Annotated in this window: 15 protein-coding genes; 13 read left to right on the top strand and 2 right to left on the bottom strand. The window is 63.4% G+C overall.

Features of this window, described 5'->3' with window-relative positions:
- Nucleotides 1-46 precede the first annotated feature (46 nt).
- The 13 genes from IPN92_08015 to IPN92_08075 all read left to right on the top strand — a co-directional run bounded on the left by IPN92_08015 (nt 47) and on the right by IPN92_08075 (nt 9,548).
- Entirely contained in the window at nt 47-379 is a 333-nt protein-coding gene (locus tag IPN92_08015; GenBank protein ID MBK8638226.1) for a YbaB/EbfC family nucleoid-associated protein, read from the top strand.
- Between the two features lie 33 nt (nt 380-412).
- A complete protein-coding gene (recR, locus tag IPN92_08020) occupies nt 413-1,009 on the top strand; it encodes a recombination protein RecR (protein MBK8638227.1) in 597 nt (198 codons plus the stop codon).
- Nucleotides 1,010-1,040: 31 nt separating this feature from the next.
- Nucleotides 1,041-1,385: a histidine triad nucleotide-binding protein gene (locus IPN92_08025; protein ID MBK8638228.1), complete on the top strand. Its 345-nt coding sequence runs from the start codon at nt 1,041-1,043 to the stop codon at nt 1,383-1,385.
- Between the two features lie 145 nt (nt 1,386-1,530).
- Nucleotides 1,531-2,292: a septum site-determining protein MinC gene (minC, locus tag IPN92_08030; GenBank protein ID MBK8638229.1), complete on the top strand. Its 762-nt coding sequence runs from the start codon at nt 1,531-1,533 to the stop codon at nt 2,290-2,292.
- 70 nt (nt 2,293-2,362) lie between these two features.
- On the top strand, nt 2,363-3,172 hold the full coding sequence (gene minD, locus IPN92_08035; GenBank protein ID MBK8638230.1) for a septum site-determining protein MinD: 810 nt from the start codon (nt 2,363-2,365) through the stop codon (nt 3,170-3,172).
- A gap of 3 nt (nt 3,173-3,175) precedes the next feature.
- On the top strand, nt 3,176-3,448 hold the full coding sequence (gene minE / locus IPN92_08040; protein MBK8638231.1) for a cell division topological specificity factor MinE: 273 nt from the start codon (nt 3,176-3,178) through the stop codon (nt 3,446-3,448).
- Between the two features lie 61 nt (nt 3,449-3,509).
- A complete protein-coding gene (locus IPN92_08045; GenBank protein MBK8638232.1) occupies nt 3,510-4,361 on the top strand; it encodes a DNA ligase in 852 nt (283 codons plus the stop codon).
- 125 nt (nt 4,362-4,486) lie between these two features.
- Nucleotides 4,487-4,666, top strand: a complete 180-nt coding sequence (locus tag IPN92_08050) for a hypothetical protein (GenBank protein ID MBK8638233.1) — start codon at nt 4,487-4,489, stop codon at nt 4,664-4,666.
- 519 nt (nt 4,667-5,185) lie between these two features.
- Nucleotides 5,186-5,599, top strand: coding sequence for a nuclear transport factor 2 family protein (locus tag IPN92_08055; protein MBK8638234.1), 414 nt, complete (start codon nt 5,186-5,188; stop codon nt 5,597-5,599).
- Nucleotides 5,600-5,688: 89 nt separating this feature from the next.
- Nucleotides 5,689-6,069: a DUF1801 domain-containing protein gene (locus IPN92_08060; GenBank protein ID MBK8638235.1), complete on the top strand. Its 381-nt coding sequence runs from the start codon at nt 5,689-5,691 to the stop codon at nt 6,067-6,069.
- A 432-nt stretch (nt 6,070-6,501) separates the two neighbouring features.
- Nucleotides 6,502-6,714 (top strand): type II toxin-antitoxin system HicB family antitoxin, encoded by a 213-nt coding sequence (locus IPN92_08065; GenBank protein ID MBK8638236.1) that lies wholly within the window; start codon nt 6,502-6,504, stop codon nt 6,712-6,714.
- A 358-nt stretch (nt 6,715-7,072) separates the two neighbouring features.
- Nucleotides 7,073-8,431, top strand: a complete 1,359-nt coding sequence (locus IPN92_08070; protein MBK8638237.1) for an IS1182 family transposase — start codon at nt 7,073-7,075, stop codon at nt 8,429-8,431.
- A 109-nt stretch (nt 8,432-8,540) separates the two neighbouring features.
- Nucleotides 8,541-9,548 carry a HAMP domain-containing histidine kinase gene (locus tag IPN92_08075; protein ID MBK8638238.1) on the top strand — a complete coding sequence of 336 codons (1,008 nt, stop codon included), beginning with the start codon at nt 8,541-8,543 and terminating at the stop codon, nt 9,546-9,548.
- Between the two features lie 365 nt (nt 9,549-9,913).
- Here IPN92_08075 and IPN92_08080 read toward each other — a convergent pair whose 3' ends face one another.
- Both IPN92_08080 and IPN92_08085 read right to left on the bottom strand, forming a co-directional pair.
- On the bottom strand, nt 9,914-10,216 hold the full coding sequence (locus tag IPN92_08080) for a YhbY family RNA-binding protein (GenBank protein ID MBK8638239.1): 303 nt from the start codon (nt 10,214-10,216) through the stop codon (nt 9,914-9,916).
- Between the two features lie 42 nt (nt 10,217-10,258).
- Nucleotides 10,259-11,269 (bottom strand): dihydroorotate dehydrogenase-like protein, encoded by a 1,011-nt coding sequence (locus IPN92_08085; GenBank protein MBK8638240.1) that lies wholly within the window; start codon nt 11,267-11,269, stop codon nt 10,259-10,261.

Consider the following 11,269-nt stretch of genomic DNA (forward strand, 5'->3'; position numbering starts at 1 on the left):
TCGGGAAACGACACGAAATTCTTGGATAAACAGAGGTGAATCAAGCGTGAAAGGTGGATTAGGCAATATCCTCAAGCAAGCCCAGAAAATGCAGGAAGACCTGCAGAAGACCCAGGAACGGCTGGGGCGGGAAGAGGTCACCGGTGAGTCCGGCGGCGGCATGGTCAAGGTCACCATGAATGGTCGGCACGAGGTCAAGCGAGTCGAGATCGACCCCTCCCTGCTGACCGACGACAAGGAGATGCTGGAGGATCTCGTCGCAGCGGCCGTCAACGGCGCCGTGCAAAAGGTGGGGGAAATGACCCAGGAGGGGATGGCGAGCCTGACCAGCGGTCTGGGTAACATCCCCTTGCCCCCAGGTTTCAAGATGCCTTTCTGACCCGTCTCGGGACTTAGGCCGAAACCCACCACCATGTCGGACCGTTCGCTCCTCAATCAGCTCGTGGACGCCTTGCGTTGCCTGCCCGGCGTGGGGCCAAAATCCGCCCAGCGCATGGCCTTCCATCTGCTGGAGCGGGACCGGGACGGTGGCCGCCACTTGGCCAGGGTCATGGCCGAGGCCATGGAGCGAGTGCGCCGCTGTGACCGCTGCCGCACCCTGAGTGAGCAGGCCCTCTGTGGTCTGTGCGCCAACCCGAACCGGGACCCGGGCCTCCTGTGCGTCATCGAGCATCCCTCGTCCATGGTGGCCATCGAGCAGGCGACGGGCTACCGGGGGCTCTATTTCGTGCTCGGTGGGCGCCTCTCGCCCCTGGATGGCATCGGGCCGGGGGAACTGGGGCTGGATGCCCTGGAGGCACGCCTCGCCGAGGGTCGGATCCAGGAATTGATTCTGGCCGTCAGCCCCACCGTCGAGGGCAGCGCCACCGCCCAATATATCGCTGGCATGGCGGCGGATCACCAGGTGCGCACCACCCGCATCGCCCATGGCGTGCCCCTGGGGGGCGAACTGGAATATGTGGATGGCGGCACCCTGGCGCATGCCTTCGCCGGGCGCCAGGGGGTATGAGGCCCAGGCCTTTTTTTCTTCGGGAGACGAGATGTTGGACACTATTTTCGGTAAAATCGCCCGCGGCGAGATTCCCGCGGATATCCTGTACCAGGACGAGGACGTGGTCGCCTTCCGGGACCTGAATCCCCAGGCCCCGACCCATGTCCTGGTGATCCCCCGCAAGCCCATCCCAACCCTCAACGACCTGGAGGAGGGCGATGCGGCCCTCGTCGGCAAGCTCTTCCTCGCCGCGCGCAGGGTGGCGGAACAGGAAGGCATAGCCGCCGCCGGCTACCGGGCCGTGATTAATTGCAACGCCGCGGCGGGGCAGACCGTCTTCCATCTGCACCTGCATCTGCTGGGTGGACGGCCCTTGCGGTGGCCACCGGGTTGAAGCGCGGGCGGCCCCCGGGCTGGCCCCGGGTGCCTTTGCCGCTTTTTCTTTCCGCCCCAAACGGATAGGATGAGCGATGTTTTTTCCAGGCTGCCTCCGGGCCGCCCTGGCATTGTTTCCGGAATCCAAGGAACTCCTCGACCCGATGGCGTTTAAATCAACAACAGGGGCGACAAGCCCCACCCCGGTCTTTGAACTCAAGGCCGCGACCTTTACCCTCCCCGTGATTCGGCTCCTGGGGGTTGATATGGACGTCGTGGCGGACCAGTTGGCGGTCAAGGTCGATCAGGCGCCCGACTTCTTTCGCAACACCCCCGTGGTCATCGACCTGTCTGGCCTGCCCCCGGGTTCCGGACAACTGGAATTTCCCCAGCTCGTCGGCCTGATGCGCGGCTTCGGCATGATCCCGGTCGGAATCCGGGGCGGGACCGACGAACAGCACGAGGCCGCCCAGGCCATGGAGTTGGCGATCCTGGGCGATGCCTTCGTGCGCCGCACCCCGCCCGCGCGGGAAACGGCGAGTCCGGCCCCCGCCCGCTCGGCCACCGCCCGGTCCGTCCCCGAAGAAGCGGCCCCGACCGCCAGCCAGCGCCTGGTCACCCGTCCGGTGCGCTCCGGTCAGCGGGTCTATGCCGCCGGCGGCGACCTCTCGGTCATCGCTCCGGTGAGCAATGGCGCCGAACTGATGGCGGACGGCAATATCCACGTCTATGGTCCCCTGCGGGGCCGGGCCATGGCAGGCATGAAGGGTGACACCAGCGCGCGCATCTTCTGCCAGGACCTGCGGGCCGAGCTCATCTCGGTGGCGGGTCATTACCGCATCAGCGAAAATATCCCGGAAGATGTCAAGGGCGTTCCCGTCCAGATCTTCCTCGACCAGGATGTACTGCGCGTTGAAAAAATCTAAGCGGATTCATGCACCAATCCAATCCGCCGCAAGTACCAGACAACCCCCGCGCCTAAGGGAGGGCGAGACATTGGCGAGAACTATCGTAATTACATCCGGCAAGGGCGGCGTGGGTAAGACCACCACCAGCGCCGCGCTGGCCATGGGCCTGGCTCAGCGTGGGCACCGCACCGTGGTCATCGACTTCGACGTGGGCCTGCGCAACCTCGACCTCATCATGGGGTGCGAGCGGCGGGTGGTCTATGACTTCATCAACGTCATCAATGGCGAGTCGAATATCAATCAGGCCCTGATCCGTGACAAGCGGTGCGATGCCCTCTATGTCCTGCCCGCCTCCCAGACCCGGGACAAGGACGCCCTGACCAAGGAGGGCGTCGGCAAGGTCCTGGAGGACTTGGGTAAGAGCTTCGACTACATCGTCTGCGACTCCCCGGCGGGGATCGAGCATGGCGCCCATATGGCCATGTACTACGCCGACGACGCCGTGGTGGTGACCAACCCCGAGGTCTCCTCGGTGCGTGACTCGGACCGCATGCTCGGCATCCTCTCCAGCAAGTCGCGCCGCGCCGAGCAAAACCAGCCGCCCATTCGCGAGTATCTGCTCCTCACCCGTTATTCCCCGGAGCGGGTCGCCAAGGGAGAGATGCTCAGCGTGGGCGATGTGCGCGAGATACTGTCGCTGGACCTGCTGGGCGTGATCCCGGAGTCCAAGGCGGTCCTCACCGCCTCCAACTCCGGCGTGCCCGTCATCATGGATCGGGAGAGCGATGCCGGCCAGGCCTATAGCGACGCCGTGGCGCGCTATCTGGGCGAGGATCTGCCTCACCGCTTCCTGGAGATCAAGAAGAAGGGCTTCTTCAGTCGGATGCTGGGGGGTTAAGGTATGGGTCTGCTCGACTTATTCCGATCCCACCGCAACAAGGGCACCGCCGCGATCGCCAAGGAACGGCTGCAGATCCTGGTGGCCCATGATCGCGCTACGCGCAATCAGCCCTCCTATTTGCCGCAACTGCAACGGGAACTCCTGGAGGTCATCCGCAAGTATGTGGATGTGGACATGAACTCCATCTCGGTCAACTACGAGCAAGACGAGACCCGCGAGGTCCTGGAACTCAATATCGTCTTGCCAGAGGCCGCGGCCCCGAAAGGCCACTGACGTCGTGGCCGGTGTCTCCCCTCGCCGGCGTCCTTTTTCAAGCCCTTGGCCTGCCCTGGGTCTGATCCTGCTCGGCTGGCTGGGCCTGTTAGGCGGTGCCCCGGCCTGGGCCCTGGATCCGCCGCCCGCGCCAGATCCGGCCTCGCCCGCCCTCCTGCTGGCGAACAGCTACCATCCGGGTATCGATCTTGACCGCTTCTGGGTCAGCGAGAAGTTGGATGGCGTGCGCGCCCGTTGGGACGGCGCACGGCTCATCAGCCGGGGCGGCCGGCCCATCCAGGTGCCGGCCTGGTTTCTGGCGGGATTCCCCACGACCCCGCTGGATGGCGAACTCTGGATGGGGCGGGGCACCTTCGAGCACATGTCCGCGACGGCGCGCCGGGGGGAGCCGGACTCCGTCGCCTGGGGCCAGGCGCGCTTCATGGTCTTCGACCTACCCGACCAGGAAGGGCCCTTCGGACAGCGGCTGGCGGCCTTGCGTGTCCTGCTAACGCCATCCCCCAGCCCCTATCTCGTCCTCATCGAGCAGTTCCGCGTCCCTGACCACGCCAGTCTCATGGCACGGCTGCGGGAGGTCGTGGCCGGCGGCGGCGAGGGCCTGATGCTGCATCGGGAAGATTCCCACTATCGGGCCGGGCGCTCCGATGACCTGCTGAAGGTCAAGCCCTATCTGGACGCCGAGGCTCGGGTAGTTGGCCATCTGCCCGGCAAGGGCCGCTTCCAGGGCATGCTGGGCGCCCTCCTGGTGGAGGAGGCCGACGGCACCCGCTTTCGCCTGGGTACCGGCTTTAGCCACGGCCAACGGCGCGATCCCCCCGGGCTGGGCAGTCTGATCACCTTCAAATTTCAGGGCCGCACCGCCAAGGGTATTCCCCGCTTTGCCAGCTTCCTGAGGGTCAGGCTTGAGGAGTGAGTCGACACTCCTTGTCGAGTCTTATTGTTGCTGGAAAAATTGAGACGGGATGCCTTGGCGGTGGAGAGTGCTGGTGCGGTCCGTTGCCGGAATTCGGTTGGTAACTTGGTTTTCCGAATATCACTTTGTCTGGGGCGCTGGGGTGGTTGGTCGTCCCGGACCCGGAGGTGGTGGAGAAGGCCGGCCGGCGGCGGTTTACGGCCAAGTATCAGCTCCAGTTGTTGGCGGAGCAGGCCGGCCCTGATGGCTGCGCGGCCGAGACGCTGGGCAACGCGCCCGGCGCCGCCGCTGAAGCTGACCCCTGAAGAACGCGATCACGCCCTGGCCATCCGGCACGCAGAGCGCTTTGTCGATGCCTCGCCCCACACCAGCCACGCCACCCGGCTCGACGAGCTGTCCTCGCCGCTCAGGCGGGCGAAGTCCTCCCGTTGCTGGCCCGGGTTTTCGAGCGAAATTTCCAAACGAAGCCCTTTCAGCGGCTCTTGGGTCTGCTGATGGGATGCGGTGGTCAGGGCGAAGAGCGCGGCGACCCGCGCCTTATTCTTGCCAAATGAAGTGAACCACGGTTTAATCAGTCGGCACCACCGGGGGTGATTAGCGTCAAAAACCCCGCTCTCCAGACCGGACCCCCTCCTGGCACCTGAATCCCCGCATTCCCTGCCGGTATGACCAATTTTGAGGGCGTCATTTCGGCAGGGAATGCCGGAACTCAGTAACCCCGGTAGGTCGCCGGCCGGCTATCATCCTGGAGGGGGAGATAGGCGGGTCGATACAATTCATTGTAGGGCGTCATAACTTTGCACCGAACAATGCACGGAGACTCTATGAACCCGAGCGCACACTCTGCTGATGAATCCGCTATTCGCTCCGTCCTCGACGCTTGGACGCGCGCCACTCGTGAGGGCAGACTCGACGACGTACTCACGAATCACGATGAGAAAGTGCTCATCTACGATGTGCTGCCTCCAATGAAGTATTCGTCAGCGTCCGAGTATCGGAAGACCTGGGACGAGTGGCAGCCAGATGCGCAAGGTGAGATGCGATTCGAACTCGAAGGCCTAGAGGTCACAGTAGGTACCGACGCGGCCTTTGCATACGGGATTCTCCAGTGTGGCGGCACCTTACTTGACGGAAAGGCTTTTCGGGATACTGTGCGTGCCACATTCTGTTTCTCGAAGAAGGATGGGAAGTGGAAAGTCGTACACCAACACATCTCAAAGCCCTACGATCGTGGTTGAGCGCTTCCGGTGAAGTGGAACACGTCCAATAATCGGCTCAACGGCGGCATTGGGCAGCCTTACGCGTTCGTGCGCAGACACTTGCCGCTATGAAGAAAGCAACCCCCGCATCAAGCCCTGACGCCTACGTCTCTGCGCTCTCCGGGTGGCAGCGCGTCACGGTGGAAAAGCTAAGGGCCGTTGTTCTGCCCACTGCCACCCTTGATGAAGTCATCAAATGGGGGCATCTGGTGTATCTGTCAAACGGACCCGTGCTGCTCATCCGCGCCGAAGAACATCGCGTCCTGTTCGGCTTCTGGAGAGGGAAGCGTCTGCGTGAGATCGATCCGCCCTTAAAGCTCGGCGGGAAGTACGAGATGGCCACAATCGAATTGCACCAGAACGAGGAAGTCATCAGTAGCACGGAGCGCCGCCTTGTTAGCGAGGCGGTCAGACTGAGCAAGAACCTTGGCAATCCCACCAACGTTTAGTGCCATGAAGATGCCGCCCAACAACAGGTTGCAGCAGACGGTCCGCTGCGCGGCCCGCCGCTGAACCGGAGGTTAGGCCTTAATGAACAGGTCTTCTACATGAGAATGCTAGAAGAGAGGGAAATAGGGGACAGACCACGTTTTCTGCATGAGAGTCATGCCGCCTGCGACGAAACTATCTGATGGGAAAGACACAGAGAGTACTACAAGCCGTCTTAGGCGGAACCGCTGACGCAAATGTTGCGTTCAAGGGCTTATGCAATCTTCTTACGCGGTTGGGGTTTGCTGAGCGCGTCCGGGGAGACCATTTTATATACACGAGGCCGGATATCGAAGAGATTCTAAACCTGCAACCTATCGGCTCAAAAGCAAAGGCGTATCAGGTGAGGCAGGTCCGTAACGTAATTCTGAAATACAAACTCGGTGAGTCCAATGTCAATTAAATATGAAATAATTATCTACTGGAGCGCTGCCGATAGCGCATATGTTGCGGAAGTTCCGGAGTTGCCTGGGTGCATGGCTGACGGCAATAGCTATCGAAAGGCTTTGGAAAACGCTGAAATTATTATTCAAGAGTGGATTGAAACGGCAAGGGATCTCGGTCGTACTATACCGGAACCCCGCGGGAAGCTAATGTATGCCTAACATGGCGCTCAACCTCGCTCCCTTCGGTCGCTGGACGCTGCGCGATAAAGCCGCGCAGCGCCGGTTAGCTCTACGTTCGGCCACCAGCCTGGTCCGAGGCCGATTCCTTGAAACGCCGAGCCAGTCCGAGAATCGAGGCAGATATGCGGTTAGCTGAATTCATCCTGAGTAATATGGAAGCCATCCTGGTGGAATGGGAGGCTTTTGCCACCACCCTCCAGTCGGCCGGGACGAGGATGACGCTGCTCGCCTTGCGCGATCATGCGCAGCAAATACTAGCAGCCTGTCGGACTTAGGTCCTGCCTTCCGGCGGAGCCGGGGGTACAATGGCGTCGTACTCTAAAGATGGCTGGCGAAGATGAGCAAGTTCCACCTGATCGACCGCGACATCGACTTCCTCCTGCCCCCGTCGGTGCAGGAGTGGCTGCCCGAGGGGCATCTGGCGCGCTACGTGGTTGAGGTGGTGGAAGGGCTGGACCTGAGCGACCTAGAGCGAGCCTATGCCGGCAAGGGCAGTGCCGCGTATCACCCGGCGCAGCTGCTGTCGTTGTTGATCTACGGCTACGCCACTGGCTGTTACTCCAGCCGCAAGATCGAGCGAGCGACCTATGACTCGCTGGCGTTTCGTTACATTGCCTGCAACCGTCACCCCGACCACGACACCCTGGCCACCTTTCGCAAGCGCTTCGGCAAGGAGTTCGAGACCGTGTTTGTCGAGGTGCTCCAGGTTGCCCGCGAGAACCAGTTGAGCCGCTTCGGCACCGTCAGCCTCGACGGCACCAAGATCCACGCCAATGCCAGCCGTCACCGCGCCCTGTCCTATGGGCATGCCGAGACCATTGAGGCGCAATTCAAGGCCGAGGTCCAGGAACTGCTGGCATTGGCCGAGCAGGCGGACGGCGTCAACGTCCCCGATGGGATGAGCGTGCCCGAGGAGCTCAAGCGCCGCGAGGACCGCTTGGCGGCTATCGCCGAGGCTAAGGGCAAGCTCGAGGCGCGCGCCGCCGAGCGCTACGCCCGCGAGCAGGCCGACTACCAGGCGAAGCTCGCGGCCCGCGAGGCCAAGGCCAAGGCCAGTGGCAAGAACCCTGGCGGCAAGGCCCCCAAGCCACCGGAGCCCGGCCCGCGCGCCAAAGACCAGATCAACCTCACCGACGAAGCGTCCCGGATCATGGTCGTGGCCGGCGGTGGCTTCGAGCAGTGTTACAACGCCCAAGCCATCGTCGATACCGAGACCCTGCTGGTGCTCGTTCCCCAGGTGACTCAGGCGGCCAACGACAAGCAACAGGTCGTGCCCATGGTCGAGAAGCTTCAGGCGCTCCCCGAGGGCCTGAACCAACCCGAGCAATTGCTCGCCGACGCCGGGTACTTCAGCGAAGCCAACGTGGACGCCTGCGAGGTCGCTGGCATCGCGCCGCTGATGGCGGTCCAGCGCGATGAACACCATCCCCCTGTCTCAGAGCGCTTCGACGAACCACCCGAACTGCCCGCCAACCCGACCCCGGTGCAACGCATGACGCGCCGCCTCAAGACCGGGGCCGGCCGAGCCGCCTATGCGCTGCGCAAGAGCACCGTCGAGCCGGTCTTTGGCATCATCAAATCCGTGATGGGCTTCCGCCAATTCCTCACCCGCGGATTGGACAACGTTCAGGGCGAATGGACCCTGGTGTGCCTGGCGTGGAATCTAAAACGCATGGCCGTATTGCGTCCGCAGTAAGGGAAAAACCCGAGAAACGTGCGCTTTTGGCCGAAAATCGTCTCGTTTATGCAACAAATGGCCTTCGGGGGGCCTTCAAGGGGCGACTTCGAGGAGCAAGTCCGACAGGCTGCTAGAAGCTGTGGTTGCAGATTTATCAGCGCCCCAGACGAGGCAAGCGCAGGCCGACAAGTCGCAAGGTCGGGCACTCAAGCCGGTGGATGCCCCGGAGACGGCGGCCGAAACGCACGCGATCCTGCGGGCGGAAAGCGGCTTCGACATCAACCAACTGGCCGCCGAATACCGCGCCCTCCGCGCCAGCGTCCTCCGCCTGTGGATGGACGCATGTCAGCCCGACAGCCCCAACATGGACGATATCATCCGCTTCAACGAGGCCATTGACCAGGCGGTCGCCGAATCCATCAGCTTCTTTTCCGCCCAGGTGGAGCAGGCGCGGAACCTGTTTCTCGGGATGCTGGGCCACGACATGCGCAGCCCGCTGAACGCCATTCAGATGACCGCCGCGTACCTGGTGGCTCTGAACGCCGGGGAGGAGGTGTCCGCCGCCGCGTCCCGCCTTTTCCGCAGCGGCGCGTCAATGAAGGCCCTGCTGGACGACCTCGTGGACTTCAACCGAACCCAAATGGGCTTGGGGATCACCATCTTGCCGAAGGACGCCGACCTCGCGGCACTATTCGCCGACGAGCTGGAGCAGCTGCGCGGGGCGCACCCGAGCCGCCAACTCGAACTGGAGGTGGTCGGCGACACCCGGGGCCACTGGGATGGCCCGCGCCTGCAACAGGTGCTCCGCAACCTCGTCACGAACGCGATCAAGTACGGGGTGGCGGACGCGCCGGTTCGCGTAGCGCTGACCGGCGAGGAGGCCGACGTCCGGTTCGAGGTCACGAACCGCGGGCCGGCCCTCGAGCCATCGGCCTTGGACCAGATCTTCGACCCACTCAGGCGAGGCCCCGCACAGGAGGACAACCGCAACGCCGACGGCGGCCTCGGGCTCGGACTGTACATCGTGCGCGAAGTGACCCGGGCGCACGGGGGCCAGGTGGGTGCGCGTTCCATCGGGGGAAAGACCGTTTTCGCGGTGCGTTTGCCTCGCCGCCATGCGGGTGCGCCGACGTGAGTGGCCGAAAACGGGGGCGAGATCAGCGGCCGAACTTGGCGCTGCAGCGGACGGGGGCCGCATGTCGGGTTCGCGAGCTCCAAGCTCGGCGTCTCTTGCTCCTGCGCGTTTGGGGGTTGCGGATCTTTCCGGTCTGAAATTTGCCCTGGCGATTGCCCTGTTTCGGCAGGGCAATGTGTCGCTGGCGGAGAATCCCGGAACCATGCCAATGAGAGATCTATCCTCAATGGAACCGCCAAAGAAGGAGGGAAGCTCTTCCAGCCACTCTCCTGCTTTCGCGCCTTTTCGCGGATTTTATCGCCTGTGGTCTGCCTACGGGAGTGCTCAAAAAGGTCTAAATTACCAAACGAACCCATTCCGCGGGCTCAGTCCCGAGGCAATTCCATCGGCGCCTTGTTGCGGGGATTGGCGCGGAAGAAGGCGGCGACGTTGCCGATGCGGTCGATGAGGTCGCTCTGGGTGCGGCTGGCGATGGTCGCGATGAATTCATCCCGCAGGTCCCGGTCGCCAGCGGCGATCTTGACCTTGATGAGTTCGTGATGATCGAGGGCGATCTCGATCTCGGCGAGGACGGGCGCGGTGAGCCCGGCCTGGCCGAGGCTGACGACGGGTTTGAGGTGATGGACCTGCTTTTTGAGCCAGCGCTTCTGGTGCTCGGTGGGCCTCATGGGGGCGTTGCTCCGGTGCGGAATGGGGTAAAGGAGCGCATTCTAAACGAGTACCCCGGACGAAGCTCGGTAACTGTCCAGGACCTGGACATAGTTGCCGCGCTCGAATTCCGCCGGATTGGGTACGGCCAGGGCGCTCATGCGGCCCCGGAAATCCGCCAGGGTCTCGAAGCCCTGATCCGCCATCCAGCTTTCAATCCCCTCGCGGACCCGCCTCAGGGCGTCGGGTCCCTCCCGCAGTAGCAGGCTGCACAGATGGACCACGTCCGCGCCAGCGAGCAGCAGCTTGAGGGCGTCCTCGGCGGTGTGAACGCCGCCGGTGGCCCCCAGTGACAGCTCGACCCGGCCATGGAGGAGGGCGATCCAGCGCATCGCCAGCAGGGATTCGGGGGAGGTGGAGGGGTAGAGGGCCGGGCGCAGGCGCAGGCTGTCGAGATTTATGTCCGGCTGGTAGAAGCGGTTGAAGAGGGCGACCCCGTCGGCTCCCGCCGCCTCCAGCCGTTTCACCATGTTTGCGACGGAGCTGAAATTGGGCGACAGCTTCATGTTGATGGGCAGGCTGACCTGATGGCGCAGGGCGTCGAGCAGGCCCAGGTAACGCTCCTCCACAGCGGCGCCGCTCTCCTCGGGGTTGGCGGCGACGTAATAGACATTGAGTTCCAGGGCGTCGGCGCCGGCCGCCTCCAGGGCGCGGGCATAGGCGATCCAGCCACCCACCGTCACGCCGTTGAGGCTGGCGATGACCGGAATCCCCAGGGTCTCCTTGAGCCGGCGCAGATGCTCCAGATAGCTGTCCAGGGCGGGCGGATAGTCGTGGTAATTGGGCAGGAAGTTGGAGGCCTCGGCGAAGCCGGTGTGCTGTTCGCTCAGGAAGCGGACGCTGGTCTCGGTCTCGGCGGTCAGGGCCTCCTCGAACAGGGACCAGAGGATGATGGCGCCGGCGCCGGCGTCCTCCAGTTGCCGGCAGGTGTCGAGGCCGCGGCTGAGGGGCGAGGCCGAGGGGACCAGGGGGCTGGTGAGGTCCAGGCCTAAATAGTGGGTGCTGAGGTCCAT

The sequence above is a fragment of the Chromatiaceae bacterium genome (assembly GCA_016714645.1).
In the GTDB taxonomy this organism is placed as follows: domain Bacteria; phylum Pseudomonadota; class Gammaproteobacteria; order Chromatiales; family Chromatiaceae; genus M0108.

Coding starts and splice junctions, on each gene's coding strand:
- IPN92_08025 (MBK8638228.1), top strand. CDS start 1,041: ATGTTGGACACTATTTTCGGTAAAATCGCCCGCGGCGAGATTCCCGCG.
- IPN92_08070 (MBK8638237.1), top strand. CDS start 7,073: ATGAGCAAGTTCCACCTGATCGACCGCGACATCGACTTCCTCCTGCCC.
- IPN92_08065 (MBK8638236.1), top strand. CDS start 6,502: ATGTCAATTAAATATGAAATAATTATCTACTGGAGCGCTGCCGATAGC.
- minE (MBK8638231.1), top strand. CDS start 3,176: ATGGGTCTGCTCGACTTATTCCGATCCCACCGCAACAAGGGCACCGCC.
- IPN92_08085 (MBK8638240.1), bottom strand. CDS start 11,269: ATGGACCTCAGCACCCACTATTTAGGCCTGGACCTCACCAGCCCCCTG.
- minC (MBK8638229.1), top strand. CDS start 1,531: ATGGCGTTTAAATCAACAACAGGGGCGACAAGCCCCACCCCGGTCTTT.
- recR (MBK8638227.1), top strand. CDS start 413: ATGTCGGACCGTTCGCTCCTCAATCAGCTCGTGGACGCCTTGCGTTGC.
- IPN92_08055 (MBK8638234.1), top strand. CDS start 5,186: ATGAACCCGAGCGCACACTCTGCTGATGAATCCGCTATTCGCTCCGTC.
- IPN92_08060 (MBK8638235.1), top strand. CDS start 5,689: ATGAAGAAAGCAACCCCCGCATCAAGCCCTGACGCCTACGTCTCTGCG.
- IPN92_08080 (MBK8638239.1), bottom strand. CDS start 10,216: ATGAGGCCCACCGAGCACCAGAAGCGCTGGCTCAAAAAGCAGGTCCAT.